Source organism: Pseudomonas sp. 2hn, from assembly GCF_019646095.1.
In the GTDB taxonomy this organism is placed as follows: Bacteria; Pseudomonadota; Gammaproteobacteria; order Pseudomonadales; family Pseudomonadaceae; genus Aquipseudomonas; species Aquipseudomonas peradeniyensis.
Genome location: NZ_CP081016.1, coordinates 3314935 through 3337550 on the forward strand (window position 1 = coordinate 3314935; position 22616 = coordinate 3337550).

Below are 22616 nucleotides of genomic sequence, written 5' to 3' on the forward strand. Positions count from 1 at the left end.
CCCAGGCCCAAGGGCATTGCAGGCTGCGCGAAGCACCACGAGGCATCGACCTCGGATCGCGGCAAGTCACCTCAAGCATAATCGGCCTTTGAACGATATCCACTCGCATGAGTGTTTATTGACCAATACGGATAGGAAGCCCGGGATGAACGAACGACAGGACAGCGCTTGGCGGGGTCGACTCTGGCTGGCCGATGACCATTGCCTGCTGCTCGGCACGCCAGGGTGCACCAGTGTCCACGCCCACTATGCCCACCAGGTGCTGCTGCCACTCGAGGGCGAGGTATGTGCTGAGATCGCTGGCGAACCGTGCAGCGGCAGGTTGCTGGCCATCGAGTCGTTGCAGCCCCACGCCATGCCCGGGCATCAGACACCCTGCATCACCTTGTTCGCCGAACCCCTGGCGTTTTCCCTGCAGACCTTGCTTGACGCCTGCCAGCAGGCGCCCCGTGATATCCCGGGTCTGGCCCAGGCGTTGCGCCTGGCACCGCGCCGCTCGTTGGACCCGCGCCTGACCCGAGCCCTGGCGCGGATCCGGGCGCTGGACGAGCAGCGCCTGCCAGCCACGACACTGGCGCAGGACGCCGCGCTGTCGATCAGTCAGCTGGAGCGCTTGTTCAGCGGCAGCCTAGGCCTGTCGGTACGACGCCTGGTGCTTTGGCAACGCCTGCGCATGGCCCTGCGCCAGGCCCTTGACGGCATGTCCCTGACCGAGGCGGCCATGGCTGCGGGCTTTGCCGACTCGGCACACCTGTCCCGCAGCCTCCGTCAACAGTTCGGTATCCGCGCCAGCGAGGCCCTGCGCCACCTGCGCTCAGATTCGCTGGCCTAGGGCCTGGCGCAGGCCGCGCGGCAGTGGTGCCGGCGGCTGCGCCGTGGCTGTCGGGCGAAACGGCTCACGCAGCTGTGCCAGGTACGCTTGCGGGTAGTCCGGGCGATCACCGATGCCCACGTCGTCATCGGCCAGTCCATAGCCCGGCAGGTGCAGCGCGGTTCCCAGCAGGCGATCCCACAGCGGGAAAAACAGGGAGAAATTGACGTCACCCAGCGTGCCGTACTTCAGGTGGTGCAGCCGGTGCACGGGTGCCCAGGCAAACAAATGGCGCAGGCCGCCGATGCGCATGTCGACATTGCTGTGCTGCAGCAGCAACTGCACCGAGATACTGAAAGCCAGCAGCGCCGCGATATCCTGCGGCAAGCCCAGCAACAGCAGCGGCAGCACACCGCCGAGGGCCTCGGCGAGCTGGTGCAGCGGGTGCTTCATCAGGCCATTGAAGCCGTACAGCCGGGTCACGCTGTGATGCACCGCGTGCAGGCGCCAGAGCAACGCGCTGCGGTGGCTGGCGTAGTGCACCAGGGTGATGCCCAGGTCGGCCAGGGGTATGGCAAGCAGCAATTGCCACAGCACTGGCCAATGGCTGGGCCACAGCCCGCTGGCCGGCAGCCAGCCGGCGAGCAGTGGAATCGTGGCGATACTGGCGACATTCAGGGTTTCGTTGACCAGCGCATGCAGGCCATCGCGCCCGCCCTCCCCGTCAGCCTCGCTCCAGGCGGGCTTGTACGGGTACAGCGCTTCGCAGGTGAACGACAGCAGGATGGCCACGCCGAGCAGGGGCAACAGCCAGAGAATGTCGGCGCCGAGGTTGATCAGGTAGACGGCTGTACCGATGAAACCGAGGAAGAAGCATGGGGCATAGAGGATGCGCATGGAGGGCTCCGGTCATGGATGGAGCCGCCAGTGTTGCCGGGTGCCTGAGCGTGACGCTTGAACGAACGGCGCATTTCCTGCCCCAGGCCTGCACACGTCCCCTGTAGGAGCGGCCTTGTGCCGCGAAAGGGCTGCGAAGCGGCCCCAGGATTTCAGCGTCGATGAAAAGATCGCCGGGGCCGCTTTGCGGCCCTTTCGCGGCACAAGGCCGCTCCTACAGGGGTTGTCGATGAATACGAGACTCTTTAGATTCGCACCGCCAACTGGCGGCGCATCTCGTCATTGGCGCCCTGGGCCTGGGCCAGTATCGCCCGCAACCCTTGCACCTGGGCGTCGCGCTGCTGCAATTGCTCGTCCAGCAACCGGCTCTGTGCCGTTGCCTGGCGCTGCTCGGCCAGCAGGCGTTCGTTGTCTCGGTGCAGGCGGGTCAGCTCATCCTGACGGGCGACGGCGCCCTGCTGCAGGGTCTGCAACTGGCCCTGCAACTGGCGCACCTGGGTCTCGCTGCGGCGTTGCTCCTGCTGGCGCTGTTCGAGGCTGACGCGCAGTTGCTCGTCCTTGTCGACAAGACGTGCCTGCAATTCGCCCTGGGACTGGCTGAGACCGGCACTGCGCAGCTGTTCGGCCTGCAGACTGGCCTGGCTGGCGGCCAGGCGTTCGGACTCGACTCGCAGCGCACCACTCAAGGTCTCGACCTGGCGCAGCGCGCCGGCCAGCTCGCGCTGAGCCAGTTGCAATTCAGCCTGCATCGCCGCGCAGCGTGCTTCGGCCGCGGCCTCGGCAGCGTCGATGCGCGCCTGCCCTTCCTCCTGCAGTTGCGCGGCCAGTCGCCCGACCATCCGACCCAGCGGTTCGCTCAGCGCCGTGCTGTTGCCCAGCAGCGACGCAGGCTGACGATCGAGTTCCTTCAGGTAGCGGTGGATGGTGGTCTTGGACCCGGTATTGCCCAACTCGATACGTATCGCGTCGATACTGGGATTCTCACCACGGGCCATCAGTGCCTGCCGCGCCTGCTGAACAGCTGCCTTGTCGATGCCTATGCGGGCCATTGCTCACTCCACCATTACATACCATGGCATGTACCATGTAATTTGGTGAATACTGCACGTCCCGCGCCGCCTTTTCAAGCGCGTCGGTTGCAGCTCATCCATTACAGTCGCTTTCATATAGCACAACCGCTTTGATACCCGCCCCTCATAGATGAGATCTATCACCTCATCCAGTCTATCGATTTGACCGCGTCAAATTGCCTCAGCTAACGTGCCGCCCGCTTCGAAGCCGCCCCGCCGCTGTCAAACCCCAATCCACGGTCCAAGCCGTCGTCCTTGCGTTCGAGTTGTTGAAATGTCTGTGAATACCCCCTCCCGGATCACCGAGCTGGTCATAGAAGCCGGCACCCGCAAAGCCCACCTGCCCACCCGCGCCACCCTGATCCTCGGCTTCCTGGCCGGGGCGTTCATCTCCCTGGGTTTCCTGTTGGCGATCCACGTCAGCGCCATGATCCCCACGCCATGGGCTTCGTTCGGCACCCTGCTGGGCGCCGCGGTATTTCCCATCGGCCTGATCCTGGTGATCCTGGCCGGAGGCGAACTGCTCACCGGCAACATGATGAGCCTGCCCCTGGCGATGTTCGCCGGGCGTATCCGCCTGTGGGCAGTGGCGCGCAACTGGGCCCTGGTGACCCTGGCCAACCTGCTGGGCGCGCTGTTCGTCGCCTACTGCTTCGGCCATCTGCTCGGACTGACCGAGGGACCGTACCTGGGCAAGACCCTGGCGGGCGCCACCAGCAAGGTCAGCGCCGATTTCCTGCATGCCTTCGTCTCCGGCATCGGCTGCAACTGGCTGGTGTGCCTGGCCGTGTGGCTGTCCTACGCCAGCCGTGAGATGAGCGGCAAGATCCTCGGCATCTGGTTTCCGATCATGGCCTTCGTCGCCATCGGCTTCCAGCACGTGGTGGCCAACATGTTCCTGATCCCGGCGGCGATCTTTGCCGGCTACCTGAGCTGGGGGCAGTTGCTGGAAAACCTGGCGGCGGTGTTCCTGGGCAATGCCGTGGGCGGAGCGATCTTCGTCGGCCTGGCCTACTACGTCTCGTTCGGCGCCCCGGCGCAGGAACAGGTCGCGCTGCAGTAGCAGGCTTCAGTCAGCCACGGCCCTCGCGGCCTGGGCCAGACGCTGCACGGCCTGGCGAATCTCGTCCGGATCCAGCGAGGCGAACCCCAGGCGCAGGGCATTCTCGGGTTGGCCGGCGGGTGAAAACTGCCGGCCGGCACGCACCACCAGGTCCAGTCGCAACGCCTCGACCACCAGCCGATCCACGTCGATCGACGGGGCGAACCTCACCCACAGCGCCAACCCACCCTCCGGCACCTGCACCGCGATGCCCTCGCCAAAGGCTTCGCGCAGGCAGCCCAGGAGCAAATCCCGGCGCCGCCGGTACTCCCTGGATACCCGCCGCAGGTGCTTCCTGAGCTCACCGGCCTCGATCAGGTCGGCGAGCATCCGCTGCATCACCGCATCGCCCTGCCCCAGGATCAGCGCCGCAGTGCGGCTCAGCGTCTCGGTCACCGCCGGCGGCGCAACGATAAAGCTGCAACGGAAGGTGCTGCCCAATGACTTGGACAGCGAGCCGACATAGATCACATGGCGCTGCAGGGGATCACTGGCCAGCGGCAGGTAGGGCCGCCCGGCAAAGTGGTATTCGTGGTCGTAGTCCTCCTCGATCACGCAGAAGTCATGGCGCCGCGCCAATTCCAGCAACTGCCGCCGGCGACCGGCGCGCAGACTGACGGTGGTGGGAAACTGGTGGTGGGGCGTGACATACAGAAAGCGCACAGGATGCAGCCGGCACAGCGCCTCGATCTGCTCGACCCGACAACCCTCCTCGTCCAGGTCCACGGTCTCCAGCCGGGCGCCCAGCTGGCGGAAGATTTCCCAGGCCGGCGGATAGCTCAGCCGCTCCACCAGCACCACGTCACCAGGCCTGAGCAACACGCTGGCGGCCAGGTACAGCGACATCTGCGTGCCCTGGGTGAGGCAGATATGCTCGGCCCCCACGTTCAACCCACGCTCCTGGCGCAGCATGTCCGCCAACACGCGGCGCAGGTGATGGCCGCTGCCGTCGCTGCCATGGCGCACGGTATTGGTGGCGAAGCTTTGACGCAGGGCCTTGCGGTAGTAACGGTGCAGGACCGCCTGGGGCAACAGGCGATGGTCACAGGCGCCGTTGTCGAAGAACAGCGCCCCGGGGCGCTGATGCCACGCCGTCGCCTGTTCGCTCGCCGCGAAATACGCAGTGGCAGGCGCATCGCGCAATTTCGGAGCGAATGGCTGCGCCACCTCGCGCGCCGGCGTCGCCTGCGCGGCGAGCTGCTGGCTGACGAAGGTGCCACGACGCGGCACGCTGTACAGCCAGCCCTTGGTCGCCGCTTCTTCGTAGGCAAGGATCACCGTCTTGCGATTGACGTCGAGCAGTTGCGCCATGTCCCGAGTACCCGGCAAGGGGGTTCCGGGAAGCAGGCGGCCATCGCTGATCGCGCTGACCAGTCCCTCGACGATCTTTCGATAGGAGGCCTGCAGCTCGCCCCCTTCCAGGTTGAGCAACGGCCGCCATTTGCGTAACTGGACCATGTGAATTATCCAAAACTGGAGGTTCTCCTGGTCCAAGTCTACCGCAACAATCACCGCTCCCACTGCCGCGAGGTCGCCATGCCCAGCCACCATGTCATTGAATTGTCGCCCTCGGGCAGAACCTTCGAGGCCGGCGACGAGCTGCTGCTCGACGCCATGCTCGCCAGCGGCCTGGCCGTGCCCTTCTCGTGCCGTCGTGGCGCCTGCGGCTCGTGCAAGGTCAAGGTGGTCGCCGGTCAATATCGCGACAAGCAGCGCGACACAGACACGCCCGCGCCCTCCTACCCCTTGGCCGCCGACGAACTGCTGCTATGCCAGAGCCACGCCTGCGGCGACATGCGCCTGGCGATTCCCGGCTGGTCACTGGACACGCCGACACTGACCTTCAGCGCGCGGGTGCTGGGCAAACGCCCCCTGAGCGCTGATATCACCGAGTTGGTGCTGCAACCCGAACGACCCATCGAGGTACGTGCAGGCCAGTACGTCAGGTTCCGCCTTGATAACGGTGACAGCCGCTGCTTCTCCATCGCCAACCTGCCGGCCCTGGATCAGGGACGGATGGTGTTTCAGATACGCAGTGTCGCTGGCGGCCTGTTCTCCGAACGCCTGCTGCCGTCACTCGACATCGGCGATGTGCTGATGCTCGAAGGCCCGGTGGGGGCCTGCACCTGGCAACATGAAGATGAACGCCCCGTGGTGCTGTTCGCCACAGGGACCGGTTATGCCGGCATCAAGCCGCTGCTGCTGACGGCCCTGGCGCGCAATACCGAGGTCACGCTGTATTGGGGCGGCGCCTCGCCGGCCGACTTCTACGACCGTGCGTTCCTCGACCAGAGCAGCCAGGCGCACCCTCGCTTTCGCTGGTACCCGGTCCTGGCGGCACAGGCCCGCGTGCAGCAAGTGGCACTGGCCCAGGCACATTACTGGGCCGATACTCAGGTCTATGCCTGTGGCAACGGCACGATGATCCAGCAGGTCCGCGAACAATGCCTTGGCGCAGGCGTGCAGGCCCATCGCTTCATCGCCGAGGCCTTCGTGCCCAGCGGCGCAGCGCTGCCGTCGACGGCACTGGACCCACAACTGGAGAAAGTCGGCCCGCGCTACTCGCTGGACGGCATGCTCGCCGCCCGCGAACAGACGGTACGGGCCCTGGCCGCCATCGCCGGCCAGCTGGAAGTCGGCATGACCACCGCCCAGGCCTTGGCCATGGCCGAGCGCACCTTGCGGGCCATGGGCGCCTCGCACACCTGGCACCCGACCTATATCCGCTTCGGCGACGACACCGTGCGCACCCCGCGCCAGGGCATCGACCCGCAGCGCAGGCTGCGCGCCAGCGATATCGCCGTGGTCGACCTCGGCCCGGTCTGGGACGGCTACGAGGGCGACTATGGCGACACTTTCGTGTTCGGCGAACATCCCCTGCACCACGCCTGTGTCGAAGCGCTGCACGCGGTGTTCGCCGAAACGCGCCAGGCCTGGCGCGGAGGGCTGACCGGGCGCGAGCTGTACAACGTTGCCGAGCGCAGCGCCCAGGCCAGGGGCTGGCGCCTGGAGCGCAACCTGGCCGGGCATCGCATCGCCGACTTCCCCCATGTCCTGTACGGGCAGGAGAAACTGGCCGACCTGCAGATCGTGCCGGGGGAGATGGTCTGGGTGCTGGAGATCCAGCTGTGCCATCCCAGCGAACCGGTCGGGGCGTTCTTCGAGGATATCCTCATCGCCCGTTGACCCTGCCTGGCTGAGCGCCAACCGCACCACTGGATGTTAATGATTTGCATTGAGGTTTTCCCGTGCTGGGTCGGAAAGCCTAGTGAATGCCTTCACTCACTTGCGAATCGAAAGGAATCCAGCATGTCGCAACAGCGTGTCAGCCCGGCGCAGCAGCCGGCTGTGCCCCACTTCGACCTCAATCGCACCTTCGCCGCCGTGCACATGGCCTTGCTGCTCGGCCTGGGCGGCGCGTCCATGAGCGTGACCGCGGCGCAGACCGTGGAACGCGCCGAGGAAGTGGAAAAAACCCGCCAAGGCCAGGCCAACGGCAGCCTCGAGCTGACCGAGACCCGGGTCGAAGGCAACCTCGACGCCCCGAGTGCCTTGCCCCCCGCTTACGCCGGCGGCCAGGTGGCCTCGGGCGGCCGGGTCGGCTTGCTGGGCAACAAGGACTTCATGGAGACGCCGTTCAGCACCATCAGCTACACCGACCAGTACATCCAGGACACCCAGGCGCAAACCGTCACCGACGTGATCGCCGCGACCGACCCCGCAGTGTTCAGCAATGGCCTGAAGGGCACCTACAGCGAGAACTACTCGATCCGCGGCTTCAACTCCAACATCAACGATGTGAGCATCGGTGGCCTGTACGGCATGGCGCCCTACTACCGGATCTCGCCCGAGATGTACGAGCGCATCGAAGTGCTCAAGGGCCCGTCTGCCCTGCTCAACGGCATGCCACCGGCCGGCTCGGTGGCCGGCAGCATCAACCTGGTGCCCAAACGCGCGGGCGCCGAACCGCTGACGCGGATCACCACCACCTACATGTCCGACGCGCAGTTCGGCGGGCACCTCGACGTCGGCCGCCGCTTCGGCGAAGAGCAGCAGTTCGGCGTGCGCTTCAACAGCGTCTATCGCGACGGCGACACCGCGACCGACCATCAGCGCATGAAGGCCGAGCTCAACGCCCTGGGCCTCGACTGGCGTGGCGAGCGGGCGCGCCTGTCCGCCGACCTGTACGAAAGCGAGGACAGGGTCAGGGGCCAGAACCGCGGCATCGGCCTGGCCGCGGGCGTGCCCGTGCCCAGGCCGCCGAAGTCCGAGACCTTGCTCAACCCGGACTGGGGCTTCGTCCAGACCCGCGACAAGGGCGTGATCGTGCGCGGCGAGTACGACCTCAACGACAACCTCATGGCCTATGCCGCAGCCGGCACCAGCAAGACCGACTACGCCTACAGTGGCACCATGCTCGCCGAGGTGCTCAACACCGCCGGGGATCTGCAGACGAACATGGGCCAGTTGAAGATCGACCTGAAGAAGACTTCGGGCGAGGCCGGCCTGCGCGGCCATTTCGACACGTTCGGCGTCGGTCACCAATGGTCGCTCAACGCCACGCACTACTCGGACAAGCAGCGCGACTATGGCCGGCGCAACGTCCCGGGGGCCGAGTGGATCAACAATATCTACCACCCGGTCTGGGGGCCGGAGGCCGCCAGGAGCTACCCGGCCATCGCCCACACCGAGTCGCGCCTGAGCAGCTACGGCCTGGCCGACACCCTGTCGTTGCTCGACGAGCGCCTGCAACTCACCCTCGGCGTGCGCCGCCAGCAGGTGCTGACCGACAGCTTCAACGTCAGCACCGGCGCGCACACCACGCGCTACAACGAAAGCGCCACGACGCCAGCGGCAGCGGTGCTGGTCAAGGTCACCGACGAAGTGTCGCTGTACGCCAACTACATCGAAGGCCTGAGCAAGGGTGCCATCGCCCCGATTACCGCGCCCAACGCCGGCCAAGTGTTCGCGCCCTACAAGTCCAAGCAGAAGGAAGTCGGCATCAAGCTCGACCTTGGCGACTTCGCCCACACCCTGAGCCTGTACCAGATCGAACGCCCCAGCAGCTTCACCGATCCGGTGACCAAGGTGTTCTCCTTCGGTGGCGAACAGCGTAACCGCGGGCTCGAGTGGAGCTTCTTCGGCACCCCGCTGAGCGACGTACGCCTGATGGGCGGCGTGGCGCGCCTGGACCCCAAGGTGACCAAGGCCGAGAACCCCGCCGAGGAAGGCAAGACCGCCACCGGTCAGCCGAAACTGCAGGGCAAGCTGGGCGTGGAATGGGACACCCCGCTGCTCGATGGCCTGACCCTGACCGCCAACGCCACCGCCGTGTCGAAGCAGTACATCAGCGACGACAACAGCCAGTCGATCCCTGGCTACACGATATATGACGTCGGCGCCCGCTACCGGCTGCAGGTGGCGGACCACCCGGTGACCTTGCGCGGCACGGTGGAGAACGTGACCAACAAGGCCTACTGGGGCATGCCGCTGCTCACCAGCCTGGGGCTGGGTGCGCCGCGTACCATGCAGGTATCCGCCAGCATCGACTTCTGACGTCAGTCCGCCTTGCCCACCGGCATCGGTTGCCCCGCCAGGACACTGGCGGGCGTGACCACCTGGCCCAGGTCTATGTGGCGGAAGTCCGGCTTGGCCCCAAGCCGCGCATTGAAGCGCACGTTGAAGGTGAACGGATCGTCCGTCGGCATGTCCAGCGAACGGCCGTAGAGCGCGCTCACGGCCGTGCCGTCATAGCCCATCAGCTTGAGCAGCGTGGGGAACAGGTTGTAATGGCTGGAGGCGTTGCGGTTGGCCTGCAGATGGGCCTGCCAGTCCAGCGTGCGCAGGCCCTCGCCCTGGATCACCACCAGCGGCACCAGGCCTTCTTCGGGCACCGGATCGCTGTCGCAGTGGGTGTTCAGCCCGGGGTTGCCGCGTTCATGCAGGTCCTGGCCATGGTCTGAGGTGTAGAGCACCACGGCCTGGCTGAGGTCGCCCTCGGCGAACAGCCGGCGGAAGAACTCGCCGACATTCCACAGCACGGTGTTCTGGTAGGCGTTGCGGTACAGCACCCAGTCCTGGGGCCGGCCATCGAAGCCGTCGCGGGTGCCGGTGTCGGCGATATCGACATAGCGCCCCCGCGGCAAGGCGGGCTGGTACTTGAGGAATTCGTCCGGGTACTTGTCGTGCACCGGGAAGTGGGCGCCGACCTTGTTCACCACGATCAACTGCGGCCTGCCGTCCTTGAGCAGCGCCACCAGCCGCTCCAGCGCCGCCATGTCGCGCTGTACCACAGGCGTGTCGTCGAACTGGATGAACTGGTCGATATCGCGCTTCTCGGTCTCGGTCATCAGGTTCTGCAGGTTACCGCCGGTGCGCTGGCCATCGATGTATACCGTACCCAGGCCCGCGCGCTTGGCGTACTGCCAGATCGACGGCTGGGTCGAATTGATCCGCAGGTAATCACCGCGGGTGCCGCCATAACGCAGGGTGACATTGGTGTCGGCGCTGCAGTTGGCGATGGACGCGGCGTAGCCGAAGTTGACGATGGACACGCCGGGCTGGGCCTGGGCCAGGTGACTGGTGACCCCGGCCGGGGTGTTCAGGTCCAGGTAGTTGCCCGAGATGCTCTCGTCGATCAACAGCACGATATCCCGCGCCATCGCTGGCCCCGACTGGGCCAGACTCACTGGCTGGCGCGGCCCGACATGGTCGTGCAGGGTCTCGTAGCCGAACAGGCTGAGGTAGGCCAGCGGCGTGTACATCACTGGCAGCCCGCGGGCGCCCTCGCCGGCGCGCACGAACAGGATGGCAATCAGCACCAGCAGGCCCAGCACCGGCGCCACGGGTGGCAACAGCCACGGTAGCCGAGGGGTCGGCCCCGGACGCAAACCAAGACCAACCAGCAGCAACAGCGCCCGTGCCGCGGCCAAGGTAATGGCGTAGTGATATTGCTGCAGGGCCTCCTGGACGAAGCCACCGGCATAGACCATGGACACGAATGCGCTATAGGTCAGGTAGGAGTCGGTGATGCGGTTATAAGCATCGAGAAAGATCGCGCTGACCGTGAATACAAGCGCCAGCGACCAGCGCAGCCAGCCGGGGCGGCTGAACGCTGCCAGCAGCAGCGCCAGCGCCAATACTACAAACACCCCCAGGTACAGCACCAATGGCAAGCCAATACCCAGTGCTTCTATGCGCTCGCGGTAATAGGCATGAAAGCTGGCCAGATAGACGAGCAACAGCAAAAGCTTGATCCATCCGCGCATGTTTCGGCCACTCTGGTCATGGAAATCTCCTCAAACCGTAGCAGCTGTGAAACAAACCACAACGCAAAAAAGTCAAAATTCCGACGACATGCCGACACCGTAATCTGGCACCTGCCGCAAGTTGTTGTTGATTCTCTCTATCGTCTGGAACCCGCTTATTCCGGCGCGTCCAACCGTTCATCGGTTCGTCGAACGGCCAATTGCCACTAGCTATGCGCGCTAACACACGGATTGGAAAAGGGTTGGTGGCAGATCGCCCGTTTCGCCAGGGTCTGTAAATTCGACGAAACATGCCATTGCTTTGACGCAAATCCACCGGGCTGAGCTATACCCAATTCACACCACTGTTTCATCTCCCTTACTCATCCATACGAGGCACCGCGCATGGACGTGAGCGTTTTTGGCACCGGTTATGTCGGACTGGTACAGGCAGCAGCCCTGGCGGACGTCGGTCACAGGGTCCTGTGCGTGGATGTCGATACCCACAAGATCAACCAGTTACGCCAGGGCGTACCGCCGATCAGCGAGCCGGGCCTGTCGGACCTGCTCGAGGACAACATCAAGGAAGGTCGCCTGCTGTTCAGCACCCAGGCCAGCGATGCGGTCAGCCACGCCGAGCTGATCTTCATCGCCGTCGGCACGCCGCCCGACGAGGACGGCTCGGCCGACCTCAGCCATGTGCTCAACGTCACCCGGCAGATCGCCGCGCTGATGGAGACCGACCATACCCTGATCATCAAGTCCACCGTGCCGGTGGGCACCGCCGACCAGGTCATGGCCCTGGCCCGCGACGAACTGCAGCGCCTGGGCAAGGGCCAGTTACAGGTGCGCGTGGTGTCCAACCCCGAGTTTCTCAAGGAAGGCAGCGCCCTGGCCGACTGCATGCGTCCGGACCGGATCATCGTCGGCACCCTCGACGAAGTCGCCCATGACCAGCTGGCCGAACTGTACGCGCCGTTCTGCCGCAACCACGAAAAGCTGATGTTCATGGACAACCGCAGCGCCGAGCTGACCAAGTACGCCGCCAACGCCATGCTCGCCACCCGCATCAGCTTCATGAACGAGCTGGCCAACCTCAGCGAACACCTGGGCGCCGATATCGAAGCGGTGCGCCGGGGCATCGGCTCCGACCCGCGCATCGGCTACCACTTCATCTATCCAGGCTGCGGCTTCGGCGGCTCGTGCTTCCCCAAGGACATCAAGGCCCTGCTGCACACCGCCGCCCACAGCGGCATGCCGCTGCGCCTGCTGCAGAGCGTCAATGAGGTCAACGACCAGCAGCGGCGCATCCTCTTCGCCAAGCTCAAGCAGCGCCTGGCGGGCCTGGCCGGCAAGTCCATCGCCCTGTGGGGCCTGGCCTTCAAGCCCAACACCGACGACATGCGCGAGGCCCCCAGCCGCTACCTGATGGAGGCCCTGTGGGCCGAAGGCGCCACCGTGCGCGCCTACGATCCCGAAGCCATGGACGAGTGCCGGCGCCTGTACGGCTACCGTGACGACCTGCACCTGTGCGCCACCCGCGACGACACCCTGCAGGACGCCGATGCCCTGGTGATCTGCACCGAGTGGAAGAACTTCCGCGTGGTCGACTTCTCGATGCTGGCCAGCAAACTGCGCGAGCGGGTGATCGTCGACGGACGCAACCTGTACAACCCCGAACAGGTCGCCGCCCACGGCCTGCACTACAGCGGCATCGGCCTACGCCAGGTCGCCCCGCAGGTGGATGCGCCATGAAAGTGCTGGTCACCGGCGCGGCCGGCTTCATCGGCGCCCACACCTGCCGCCAGCTATTGCTCGAGGGGCACCAGGTGGTGGGGCTGGACAACTTCAACGACTACTACGAGCCGGCACTCAAGCATGCCCGCGTGCACTGGGTGCGCCAGACAGTCGGTGACTTCCCGCTGCACTGCCTGGACCTGGGCGACCGCGACGGCATGGCCCGGCTGTTCGCCAGCGAGCGCCCCGAGGTCGTCGTGCACCTGGCGGCCCAGGCCGGCGTGCGCTACTCGCTGCAGAACCCGCAGGCCTACCTGGACAGCAACCTCGCCGGCTTTCTCAACATTCTCGAAGGTTGCCGCCGCCATCCGGTCAAGCACCTGCTGTACGCCTCGTCCAGCTCGGTGTATGGCGCCAACCAGCAGACGCCCTATCGGGTGCAGGATCCGGTGGACCACCCGCTCTCGCTGTATGCCGCCACCAAGAAAGCCAACGAGGCCATGGCCCACAGCTACAGCCACCTTTATGGCATTCCCTGCAGCGGCCTGCGCTTCTTTACCGTGTACGGCCCCTGGGGTCGCCCGGACATGTCGCCGATGCAGTTCGCCAAGGCGATCAGCGAAGGCCGGCCGATCCAGCTGTTCAACCATGGCCGCCACCAGCGCGACTTCACCTACATCGACGACATCGTCGAAAGCCTGGTGCGGCTGATCCCCCTGCCCCCGGTCGCCGACCCGCAGTGGGATGCGCTCGACCCGGACCCGGCCAGCAGCCACGCACCCTGGCGCCTGTACAACATCGGCGGGCAGCGCCCGGTGGAGCTGCTCGACTACCTGGCCCTGCTGGAAAAACACCTGCAGCGCAACGCGGTGATCGAACTGCTGCCGCTGCAGCCGGGCGATGTGCTGGCCACCTGCGCCGACGCCAGCGCCCTGGCCAGGATCACCGGTTTCACCCCACAGATAGGCCTTGATGAAGGGCTCGGGCGCTTCGTCGCCTGGTTCAAGAGCTACCACTCGCCCGCCGCCAGCGAAGCGGCGCCCACGGGCGAGCAGCCAGATCAGCGGAGGGCGGTATGACAGGACAACCCAAGAGCGCGCAACTGCAGGCGCTGTACCAGGACAAACGCATGGACCCGGCGCACCGGCAACGCATCGATGCCGCCATCCACATGCAGGGCCGCGGTTGGATGACCGGCCGCGCCGGGGGCCGCCCGTGGACGCTGTCGCGCACCAACCGCGTGCTGTCGTGCCTGGCCGCGCTGACCCTGCTGCTGCTGCTGTCGCCGGTGTTCCTGGTGCTGGCGCTGCTGATCAAGCTGTCCAGCAAGGGCCCGGTGTTCTTCGTGCAGAAGCGCACCGGCTACCGGGGCCGCGCCTTCGGCATGTACAAGTTCCGCACCATGGTGGCCAACGCCGAGGCGCTGAAGGACTCGCTGCGTCACCTGAACAAGCACGGCGCCGAATCCATCGATTTCAAGATCGACAAGGACCCGCGCATCACCTCGATAGGCGGCTGGCTGCGCCGCAGCAGCCTGGACGAGCTGCCCAACCTGATCAACGTGGTCACTGGCGACATGCGTCTGGTCGGCCCGCGCCCCACCTCGTTCAACGCCTACCGCTACCACGACAACCACCTGGCGCGGCTGTCGATCTACCCGGGCATGACCGGCCTGTGGCAGATCTCCGGGCGCAGCAATATCGACTTTGACCAACGCGTAGAGCTGGACCTGAGCTACATCAACGAACAGAGCCTGATGCTGGACCTGAAGATCCTGCTCAAGACCCCGTTCAAAGTCTTCACTGGCCACGGAGCAAGCTGAGATGGACGGTTCATCCTCGAGAAGCCTGACGATCGCTACCCCAAGCGAGACCAACCTGACCTCCACCGTGCTCGACCTCGACCAGCGCACCCTGCTGCTGACCGCGGCCAACACCGGCAGCGGCACCAGTACCAGCGCCCTGGCCTTCGCCAGCCAGCTGGCGCTGATGAGCGCGGGCAACGTGCTGCTGATCGACGCCAGCCTCAGCCCCGGCGGCCTCAGCCAGCAGCTGGGCCTGGGCAAGCTGCGCGGCTACAGCGACCTGCTGTTCAACCAGGACACACCGCCGCTGGCCCAGGACTGCATCGTGCGCCTGTCCGACCAGCCCTTCGACGTGCTGCCGGTGGGCACCTGGAAGCGCGGCCGCGACCGCCTCGACCACGAGCAGTTGCGCGTGCTGCTGCACCAGCTGAGCAACCAGTACCGCTTCGTGGTGATCGACGGCGAAGCCATCTATGCCAGCGCCGACAGCCTGGTGATCGGCACCCTGGTCGACGGCGTGATCCTGGTGGTCTGCGCCGAGGAGACCCGCTGGGAAGTCGCCCAGGCCGCCAGCCAGCGCCTGACCCAGGCAGGCGCGCGATTGATCGGCAGCGTGTTCAACAAGCGCAAGTACTACATGCCCAAGTGGCTGTACGAAAATCTCTGAGAGGCCGCACAGGATGAACGCCATGAGATATCCATCGATTGCCTTGTGCGTGCTGGCCCTGGCCGGCTGCGCCAGCCAGGAAGACCGCCAGATGCCGGTGCAGATCCTCACCGCGCCACCGGCCGAGAGCCAGGCCACCGAAGTCGCCCGCCGCGAGCAGGTGCTGCGCCCGCAGGACGTGCTGGAGGTGATCTTCCACGTCAGCAACCGGTCGGCCGGGGTCTACCGCATCCAGTCCGGCGACACCCTGGACCTGAACTTCATGGCCGCCAGCGGCCTGAACGGCAACCAGCTGGTGCAGCCCGACGGCAGCATCACCCTGCCCAGCACCAACGCCGCGGTGCGCGTCGAGGGCATGACCCCCGGCGAGGCCGAGAGCGCCATCCGCCAGGCCTACCAGGACAAGCGGGTGTTCAAGCCCAATCGCGACCAGGTCACCGTGCGGGTGATCAGCCCGATGACCGACGAGGTCAACCTGAAGAACGCCCTCAACCACCCCGGCACCGGCATGAGCCGCGACATCACCGTGGGCAACGACGGCCGCGCCACCTTTCCGGAAATCGGCTCGGTGCCGCTGCAGGGCATGACCGTCAACCAGCTGCGCGACTACCTCAACGAGCGCTACGCCACCCTGCCCGGGCGCATGAGCGTGGACGTGCTGCTCAAGTCCACCGCCGCCAACGAGATCTACGTGCTCGGCGAAGTCGGCCAGCCCGGCGCCTTCCAGATCCGCCGTCCGGTGTCGGTGCTCGAGGCCCTGACCCTGGCCCGCGGCCCGACCCTGAAGGCCAAGCTCGGCTCGGTAGTGATCATGCGCCGTGAGGGCAACACCGTGCACGCGGTCAACTACGACGTCGACCAGGCGCTGTCCGGCGGTACCCAGAAACTCGCCTACCTGCAGCCCGAAGACATGCTCTACGTGCCCAAGACCAAGCTGGCCAGCGCCGCCGAGCTGTCCCGTCAACTGGCCGACGTGGTGCTGTTCCAGGGCTTCGGCTTCAGCTTCAGCTACCGCGTCGACAACAAAGAAAGCAACGACTGACCGGGGGACGGACCATGACCACGCAACCCAAAGAAAACTATGTGCATGAGTTCTTCCGCATCTTCTTCGCCAACCGCCAGTTGGTGAAACGGGTGTTCCTGGTGTTCGCGGTGATCGCCGTGCTGTTGCCGCTGGTGCTCAAGCAGAGCTTCGACATCACCGCCGAAGTCATCGTGCAGTCCAAGAAACTCTCGCAGAGCGACACCACCTCGGCGCTCAGCCAGCAGGCCGACCAGTTCATCCCGCCGTCGCTGGCCGACATGGAGACCGAGAGCAACATCCTGCGCTCGCCGACCCTGATCCGCCAGACCATCGGCGAGCTGCGCAAGGAAGGCCACTACCCGGATGAGCCCGGCCTGCTGCGCCGTACCGTGCTCGACCCGGTACGCCACGCGGTGTTCGACCCGCTGCACCGGCTGTTCGGCAACAGCGTGGCCGATGACCGCGACACCCAGCTCGACACCCTCACCGACCAGGCGGTCAAGGATCTCAAGGTCGAGACCCTGCCCGGCTCCAACGTGATCTCCATCACCTACAGCGCCGACGATCCGAAGCTGGGCACGCTGTTCGTCAGCCGCCTGCTGGAGAACTTCCTGGCCAACCGCCAGGACCTGCAGTCCAACGAGCTGCCCGAGGCGTTCTACGAGCAGAAGAAACTGCACTACCAGGCGCGCCTGGGCGACCTGGAAAGCCAGCGCTTGGGGCTGCTGACCGCCATCGGCTCGTCGGACCCCAAGGAAGAGATCACCTTCCGGCTGAACGCCATCAACACAGAGGAACAGGCGCTCAACCTGCAGCGTGACCGCCAGTTGCAGAACCAGAAGTGGCTCGACTACCTGCAGAGCAGCCTGGCAGCGGCCAGCAAGGCGAGGATGGCCGACTACGCGTTCCCCTACACCTTCACCACCACGGTCGACAACGTTGCCTTCGAAGACCGCGAGATCAAGCAGCTCGGCGAGCAGCTGACCACCCAGCTGGCCCGCTACAACGGCGACGCCACGGTGTTCCAGCCGGGCTCCGACCAGATGGTCATGGCCCGCCAGCAGATCGCCCAGTTGCGCGCGCAGTTCCTCAAGATCGTCGAGAACCGCATCCGTGAGCGCCAGCAGGACCTGGCGGTAACCCAGCAGGTGATCGAGCAGAAGACCCAGCGCATCGCCGACTACAGCAAGCGCATCCTCCAGCTGCGCGAGACCCAGAGCAAGACCCGCCAGCTGGACACCGAGATCGATGCCCTGCACAAGGCCTTCTCCACCTACGCCCAGCGTTACGAGGAAAGCCGCGGCCAGGGCCTGCTCGACGGCAGCCAGTCCAACGCGCGGATCCTCAGCGCGCCCTACGAGCCCACTGCGGCAAGCTTCCCGAAACCTGGCCTGATCATTCCGTTCGGCCTGGTCACCGGCCTGCTGCTGGCGATCGCCGTGGTCTACGTCAGGGAGTTCTTCGACCACCGCTTCAAGCATCCGGCGCAGATCAGCCACGAGCTGGGCCTGCCGGTGCTGCTGGTGATCAACGACCAGGCCCCGGCGCTGCCCAACCCGCACAAGAGCTGGTCGCTGCCACGCCTGTGGCACTGGGTGCGCAATTGAACGCCGCGCTGCACGCCGGCCGGCCGATCCTGCACCTGCTCGGCAGTGGCGGGTTCTACGGCGCCGAGCGCATGCTCCTGGACCACTGCCAGGCCACCCCCGGCCAGCATCGGGTGCTGTTCCTCGATGCCCCGGCGGAACTGGTGACACGCTTTCGCGAGGCCGGCGTCGAATGCGACACCTGCCATGGGCTGGGGGCGGTGCTCAAGGTACTCGGCGCGCAGCGCGGCCAACGTCCGTTGGTCAACAGCCACAACTTCAAAGGCCAGCTGTTCGGCTGGATCGGCGCCACCCTGTGGCGCCTGCCGATGGTCAGCACCCAGCATGGCTTCACCCCGCGCAGCCGCAAGCAGCGTTTCTACACCTGGCTGAGCCTGCAACTGTGCCGCACGCCGACCGTGGACACGGTGGTGTGCGTGGCCGAGAGCATCGCCCGCATCCATCGCGATGCCGGCGTGCCCGAGGCCAAGTTGCGGGTGATACCCAACGGGCTGCCCGAGCACACCAAGGATGACCTGCCAGGTGGCGTAGGAGCGGGTTTCGTGGGAGCGGGCTTGCCCCGCGATACGCTGTCAGATTTGACATCGCCATCGCGGGGCAAGCCCGCTCCCACGCCAGGACCTCACCACTGCGATAAAAACCCCTGGCTCGCCGCCTACGTCGGCCGACTGTCCAGCGAAAAAGGCCCCGACCTGTTCCTCGACACCCTGATCCCGGTGTGCCAGCGCCACCCACAGGTCCACGCCGTGATGCTCGGCGAAGGCCCCGAACGCGACACCCTGCAGGCCCGCATCGACGCCGCCGGTCTCACCGCGCGCATCACCCTGCCGGGCTTCCAGCGCGACATGCGCGCCTGGATGAAGCGCCTGGACGCCCTGGTCATCAGCTCGCGCACCGAAGGCACGCCGATGATCCTGCTCGAGGCCATGCAGGACGGCGTGCCAGTAGTGGCCTTCGGTGTCGGCGGCATTCCCGACGTCATCGAACACGGGCGCAACGGTCTGTTGGCCGCCCCGCTGGCCAGCGCCGAACTGGGCGAACACCTCGAGGCCCTGCTCGTGGATCCCGCGCAGGCCGCCGAGCTGGTCGCCGGCGCCCGCCGCACGCAACGCGAACGCTACCACCTGCCGACCCTGGCACAACGCTGGGCCCTGGTCTATCGGGGCACGGCCGAGGAGGTTGTCGCATGATCATTCCCCTGTCGCTGGTGGCCCTGGTGGCCCTGCTGAGCCTGGGGCTGCTGGCCAGCCCCTACCCGTTCCTGGCCCCCGGCGGCGTGATCGGCCTGGCCGGCGTGCTGGTGCTGTACCGCAAGCCGGCCTGGGGCCTGCTGGCGATCGCCACCCTGGTGCCGCTGGAGGGGCTGCTCAAGGACGGCCTGGTGTCCGGCGCCAAGCTGGTGGGCGTCGGCCTGGTGCTGATCCTCAGCCTGCAGCTGGCGGTGCGCCAGTTGCCCGGCGAACGCCTGCGCAGCAACCAATGGCGCCTGCTGCTGGCGTTCATGGCCCTGTACCTGCTGAGCCTGTGGACCAGCGACGACCTGGCCCTGTCGGGTGGGCACCTGCGCGAGTTGCTGGTGGGCCTGGTGGTGTTCGTCATCACCCTGCTGGTCGGCCGCGACCTCAACCTGCCGATGCTGGCCCGGCTGATCACCGTCAGCGTGTGCGTCACCTGCCTGTTCGCGATCTTCTCCACCAAGTACCAGGAACAGGGCCGCGCCTCGGCCATGCTCGACCCCAACGCCTTCGCCCTGCTGATCACCATCGCCATGCCGCTGGGGCTGTGGCTGGCGATCAAGGCCCGGCAGATCCCGGTCAAGCTGTTCTGGGCCGGCTGCTGCCTGTTGCTGCTGGTGGGCATGACCAAGACCGAGTCGCGCTCGGGGCTGGTGGTGCTGATGATCAGCCTGGGCATCGTGCTGTACAACTACCGCGAACAGCTGACCTACATCCGCCCGCGCCACCTGGGCTTCGCCATACTTGGCCTGGCCATCGTCCTGCCCCTGGGCGTGGCGCTGATGCCGGCGGGCTACGCCGAGCGCATCCAGTCGCTGATGCTGCTCAAGTCCGGGGTCAACGCGCACCAGGACGAATCGCTGGGCCGACGCGCCTCCTACCTGGTGGTGGGCAAGGAAATGATCAGCCACAGCCCGCTGCTCGGCACCGGGCCCGGCACCTTCCCGCTGCATTACGCCGACACCGGCTTCTCCAAGGCCTTCGCCCCGGTCAACAGCAAGACCACCGACCTCTACCGCCGTGCCCACAACACTTACCTGGAGCTGTTCAGCGAGGTCGGCCTGCCGGCGGGCCTGCTGTTCGTCGGCATGATCTTTCTCGCCCTGCGCAACTTCTGGCGAGCCCGCGCCATCTTCCGCGCGGCCGGCGATGCGGACCGCGCCGACCTGATGACCCACCTGACCATGAGCATGCTGGCCATCGGCCTGTTCCTGATGTTCCTCAGCGCCCCCAGTCACAAGTACCTGTGGCTGATGCTGGCGCTGTCCAGCGTGCTGCTGGGCCAGGCCCGTGAACAACAGCCAGCGGAGGTGGCCCGATGAGCCGGGTGAGCATCGTCATCCCGATGTTCAACGAGGCCCGCCATATCGGCCGCACCCTGGACGCCGCCCGGCGCTCGGCCAGCGCGGCGGGCCTGGCCTGCGAGCTGATCGTGGTCGACAACGGCTCCAGCGACGACGGCCCACGTATCGCCCGCGAGCACGGCGCCCAGGTGTTGACGCTACCCGGGGTGGCCATCGGCGCCCTGCGCAACGCCGGCGTGGCCGCCAGCCACGGCGAATGGCTGGCCTTCCTCGACGCCGACATCGAGGTGCCCGAGCACTGGCTGGACCTGCTGCTGGACCTGCAGCGCCGCGGCGAAGGCGATGTCTTCGCCCTCGACTGCGACACCCCGCGCCACGCCCCGTGGTTCGCCCAGGCCTGGCAACGACGCACCCTGCGCACTGGACAGACGGTGCAGGACTGCACCTGGCTGCCCACCCCCAACCTGCTGATGCGCCGCAGCTGGTTCGACCAGGTCGGCGGTTTCGACGAGCGCCTGCGTACCGGCGAGGACAAGGACTTCACCCTGCGCCTGCATGAGTCCGGCGCCCGCCTGCGGGTGCTGCGCCAGCCCGCGGTGCTGCACTGGGGCTACGAGGCTAACTGGCGCGAATGGCTGGGCAAGGAAATGTGGCGCCAGGGCAGCCACCTGCAACTGCTGCGCAGCCATGGCGTCAGCCTGCGCCTGCTGCGCTTCCCGCTGCTTTCGGTGGGGGCCTGGGTTCTGGATGCCATAGCCCTGTCGGCCCTGCTCGACGGTTTCCCCCATGTGGCCCTGTTCTTCCTGCTGGTCAGCGCCCTGCCCGCGCTGTTCCTGAGCCTGCGCCAGAGCCGCCGCCACCGAGACCCGCTGCTCACCCTGCAACTCTGGGGCCTGCACTGGCTGCGCCTGCACCTGGCCGGCGCGGCGTTCATCCTCAGCCTGTTCAACCGCACCGCAAGGAGGCCCGCCCGTGGCTGAGTTCATCTTCTGGCTATGCCTGTTGCTGCCGTTGTACGCCTGGGTCGGCTATCCCCTGCTGCTGACCCTGGCCGCGCCGTTCTTTGCCCGTCGCACGCATTCGCCGCTGCCGGCGCAGCGGGTGAGCGTGGTGATCGCCGCGCATAACGAAGAGCGGCATATCGAAGCCAAGCTCGCCAGCGTGCTCGGCCAGGACTACCCCGCCGCCGAGCTGCAGGTGGTGGTGGCCAGCGACGGCTCCAGCGACCGCACCGTGGCGCTGTCCCGCGCCCTGGGTGACCCGCGGGTGCAGGTGCTGGACCTGCCGCGGCTGGGCAAGGCCGGGGCGCTGAACAGTGCCGTGCAGGTGTGCACGGGCGACCTGCTGGTGTTCACCGACGCCGACAACCAGTGGTCGGCCGACACCCTCGGGCTGCTGCTGGCCCCGTTCGCAGACGCGCAGGTCGGCGGCACCGCCGGGCACATGATCATCCCCGACCCGGGCAAGGGCCTGAGCATCGGCGACAGCCTGTACCGGCACTACGAAGCCTGGGTGCGCAAGGTGGAGAACCGCACCGGCTGCATGGTCTCGGCCGACGGTGCCCTGCTGGCCCTGCGCCGGGCGCTGTACCAACCGATTCCCAAGCAGGTCAACGACGACTTCTTCATCAGCACCTGCGCCCCGGCTGCAGGGCTGCGGATCGTCTACGTGCCCGAGGCGGTGGTGCTGGACCAGGGCGTGGACGAGGCCGACAAGCAGTTCCGCCGCCGCCAGCGGGTCACCGTCGGTGGCCTGCTGAGCCTGGCCGCCCGCCGCGAGCTGCTCAACCCGGCGCGTCACGGCCTGTACGCCATCGCCCTGATCAGCCACAAGCTGATCCGCCGCCTGGCCCCGGTGCTGCTGCTGCCACTGCTGCTGGCCAACCTGTGGCTGGCCATCGAGCCCGGGTTCTACCGCCTGACCCTGGCCCTGCAGCTGCTCGGTTACGCCGCCGCCATCGCCGGCCTGCTCGACGCCCGCCGCCGCCTGCCGCGCCCGTTCCGCCTGGCCGCCTTCGTGCTGGTCACCCTCGCCGGCATGAGCGTGGGCCTGTGGCAGTTCCTGCGCGGGCACAGCTACAGCCAATGGAACCCCGACCAGAATCGATGAGC

The 22616-nt window shown here is 66.5% G+C and carries 18 protein-coding genes; 14 read left to right on the forward strand and 4 right to left on the reverse strand.

Annotated features, from left to right (window positions below; translation table 11 throughout):
• The first annotated feature begins 145 nt into the window (after positions 1-145).
• A complete protein-coding gene (locus tag K2O50_RS14950) occupies positions 146-832 on the forward strand; it encodes a helix-turn-helix domain-containing protein (RefSeq protein WP_050705473.1) in 687 nt (228 codons plus the stop codon).
• Here K2O50_RS14950 and K2O50_RS14955 read toward each other — a convergent pair.
• Together K2O50_RS14955 and K2O50_RS14960 are read right to left on the reverse strand one after the other, a co-directional pair.
• Positions 815-1708, reverse strand: coding sequence for a sterol desaturase family protein (locus K2O50_RS14955; protein WP_050705472.1), 894 nt, complete (start codon positions 1706-1708; stop codon positions 815-817). The genes K2O50_RS14950 and K2O50_RS14955 overlap by 18 nt on opposite strands.
• Positions 1709-1953: 245 nt before the next feature.
• Positions 1954-2757, reverse strand: coding sequence for a DNA-binding protein (locus tag K2O50_RS14960; RefSeq protein ID WP_050705471.1), 804 nt, complete (start codon positions 2755-2757; stop codon positions 1954-1956).
• Between the two features lie 295 nt (positions 2758-3052).
• Between K2O50_RS14960 and K2O50_RS14965 the strand changes: the two genes are divergently transcribed.
• A complete protein-coding gene (locus K2O50_RS14965; RefSeq protein ID WP_050705470.1) occupies positions 3053-3841 on the forward strand; it encodes a formate/nitrite transporter family protein in 789 nt (262 codons plus the stop codon).
• A gap of 6 nt (positions 3842-3847) precedes the next feature.
• Here K2O50_RS14965 and K2O50_RS14970 read toward each other — a convergent pair whose 3' ends face one another.
• Entirely contained in the window at positions 3848-5338 is a 1491-nt protein-coding gene (locus tag K2O50_RS14970) for a PLP-dependent aminotransferase family protein (protein ID WP_050705469.1), read from the reverse strand.
• Between K2O50_RS14970 and K2O50_RS14975 the strand changes: the two genes are divergently transcribed.
• Together K2O50_RS14975 and K2O50_RS14980 are read left to right on the forward strand one after the other, a co-directional pair.
• Entirely contained in the window at positions 5339-7066 is a 1728-nt protein-coding gene (locus K2O50_RS14975) for an NAD(P)H dependent flavin oxidoreductase family protein (protein WP_050705468.1), read from the forward strand.
• A gap of 123 nt (positions 7067-7189) precedes the next feature.
• A complete protein-coding gene (locus K2O50_RS14980; protein ID WP_050705467.1) occupies positions 7190-9436 on the forward strand; it encodes a TonB-dependent siderophore receptor in 2247 nt (748 codons plus the stop codon).
• A gap of 2 nt (positions 9437-9438) precedes the next feature.
• Here the strand turns inward: K2O50_RS14980 and K2O50_RS14985 are convergent, their stop codons facing one another.
• The gene (locus K2O50_RS14985) at positions 9439-11148 is read right to left on the reverse strand and encodes a sulfatase-like hydrolase/transferase (RefSeq protein WP_050705466.1); all 1710 of its coding nucleotides are present in this window, start codon (positions 11146-11148) and stop codon (positions 9439-9441) included.
• Positions 11149-11532: 384 nt separating this feature from the next.
• Here K2O50_RS14985 and K2O50_RS14990 point away from each other — a divergent pair, with 384 nt between their 5' ends.
• Genes K2O50_RS14990 through K2O50_RS15035 form a run of 10 tightly spaced genes read left to right on the forward strand, consistent with a single transcriptional unit; the run spans position 11533 to position 22614 of the window.
• On the forward strand, positions 11533-12882 hold the full coding sequence (locus tag K2O50_RS14990; protein ID WP_050705465.1) for a UDP-glucose/GDP-mannose dehydrogenase family protein: 1350 nt from the start codon (positions 11533-11535) through the stop codon (positions 12880-12882).
• Positions 12879-13943 (forward strand): NAD-dependent epimerase, encoded by a 1065-nt coding sequence (locus K2O50_RS14995; RefSeq protein ID WP_050705464.1) that lies wholly within the window; start codon positions 12879-12881, stop codon positions 13941-13943. Before K2O50_RS14990 ends, K2O50_RS14995 begins: the two co-directional genes overlap by 4 nt.
• Positions 13940-14686 (forward strand): sugar transferase, encoded by a 747-nt coding sequence (locus tag K2O50_RS15000; RefSeq protein ID WP_050705463.1) that lies wholly within the window; start codon positions 13940-13942, stop codon positions 14684-14686. The genes K2O50_RS14995 and K2O50_RS15000 overlap by 4 nt, the downstream gene beginning before the upstream one ends.
• Position 14687: 1 nt before the next feature.
• Positions 14688-15335, forward strand: coding sequence for a CpsD/CapB family tyrosine-protein kinase (locus K2O50_RS15005; protein WP_050705462.1), 648 nt, complete (start codon positions 14688-14690; stop codon positions 15333-15335).
• 22 nt (positions 15336-15357) lie between these two features.
• Positions 15358-16377, forward strand: coding sequence for a polysaccharide biosynthesis/export family protein (locus K2O50_RS15010; protein WP_050705461.1), 1020 nt, complete (start codon positions 15358-15360; stop codon positions 16375-16377).
• 14 nt (positions 16378-16391) lie between these two features.
• Positions 16392-17966 (forward strand): lipopolysaccharide biosynthesis protein, encoded by a 1575-nt coding sequence (locus K2O50_RS15015; RefSeq protein ID WP_050705460.1) that lies wholly within the window; start codon positions 16392-16394, stop codon positions 17964-17966.
• Entirely contained in the window at positions 17963-19156 is a 1194-nt protein-coding gene (locus tag K2O50_RS15020) for a glycosyltransferase family 4 protein (RefSeq protein ID WP_050705500.1), read from the forward strand. Before K2O50_RS15015 ends, K2O50_RS15020 begins: the two co-directional genes overlap by 4 nt.
• A complete protein-coding gene (locus tag K2O50_RS15025; protein WP_050705459.1) occupies positions 19153-20523 on the forward strand; it encodes an O-antigen ligase in 1371 nt (456 codons plus the stop codon). Before K2O50_RS15020 ends, K2O50_RS15025 begins: the two co-directional genes overlap by 4 nt.
• Positions 20520-21485, forward strand: coding sequence for a glycosyltransferase family 2 protein (locus K2O50_RS15030; RefSeq protein ID WP_050705458.1), 966 nt, complete (start codon positions 20520-20522; stop codon positions 21483-21485). Before K2O50_RS15025 ends, K2O50_RS15030 begins: the two co-directional genes overlap by 4 nt.
• Positions 21478-22614: a glycosyltransferase family 2 protein gene (locus tag K2O50_RS15035; protein WP_050705457.1), complete on the forward strand. Its 1137-nt coding sequence runs from the start codon at positions 21478-21480 to the stop codon at positions 22612-22614. Before K2O50_RS15030 ends, K2O50_RS15035 begins: the two co-directional genes overlap by 8 nt.
• Positions 22615-22616: the final 2 nt, after the last annotated feature.

Excerpts from the sequence above, each read along its gene's own strand:
- K2O50_RS14950 (WP_050705473.1), top strand. The coding sequence starts at position 146 with ATGAACGAACGACAGGACAGCGCTTGGCGGGGTCGACTCTGGCTGGCC.
- K2O50_RS14955 (WP_050705472.1), bottom strand. The coding sequence starts at position 1,708 with ATGCGCATCCTCTATGCCCCATGCTTCTTCCTCGGTTTCATCGGTACA.
- K2O50_RS14960 (WP_050705471.1), bottom strand. The coding sequence starts at position 2,757 with ATGGCCCGCATAGGCATCGACAAGGCAGCTGTTCAGCAGGCGCGGCAG.
- K2O50_RS14965 (WP_050705470.1), top strand. The coding sequence starts at position 3,053 with ATGTCTGTGAATACCCCCTCCCGGATCACCGAGCTGGTCATAGAAGCC.
- K2O50_RS14970 (WP_050705469.1), bottom strand. The coding sequence starts at position 5,338 with ATGGTCCAGTTACGCAAATGGCGGCCGTTGCTCAACCTGGAAGGGGGC.
- K2O50_RS14980 (WP_050705467.1), top strand. The coding sequence starts at position 7,190 with ATGTCGCAACAGCGTGTCAGCCCGGCGCAGCAGCCGGCTGTGCCCCAC.
- K2O50_RS14985 (WP_050705466.1), bottom strand. The coding sequence starts at position 11,148 with ATGCGCGGATGGATCAAGCTTTTGCTGTTGCTCGTCTATCTGGCCAGC.
- K2O50_RS14990 (WP_050705465.1), top strand. The coding sequence starts at position 11,533 with ATGGACGTGAGCGTTTTTGGCACCGGTTATGTCGGACTGGTACAGGCA.
- K2O50_RS14995 (WP_050705464.1), top strand. The coding sequence starts at position 12,879 with ATGAAAGTGCTGGTCACCGGCGCGGCCGGCTTCATCGGCGCCCACACC.
- K2O50_RS15000 (WP_050705463.1), top strand. The coding sequence starts at position 13,940 with ATGACAGGACAACCCAAGAGCGCGCAACTGCAGGCGCTGTACCAGGAC.
- K2O50_RS15005 (WP_050705462.1), top strand. The coding sequence starts at position 14,688 with ATGGACGGTTCATCCTCGAGAAGCCTGACGATCGCTACCCCAAGCGAG.
- K2O50_RS15010 (WP_050705461.1), top strand. The coding sequence starts at position 15,358 with ATGAGATATCCATCGATTGCCTTGTGCGTGCTGGCCCTGGCCGGCTGC.
- K2O50_RS15015 (WP_050705460.1), top strand. The coding sequence starts at position 16,392 with ATGACCACGCAACCCAAAGAAAACTATGTGCATGAGTTCTTCCGCATC.
- K2O50_RS15025 (WP_050705459.1), top strand. The coding sequence starts at position 19,153 with ATGATCATTCCCCTGTCGCTGGTGGCCCTGGTGGCCCTGCTGAGCCTG.
- K2O50_RS15030 (WP_050705458.1), top strand. The coding sequence starts at position 20,520 with ATGAGCCGGGTGAGCATCGTCATCCCGATGTTCAACGAGGCCCGCCAT.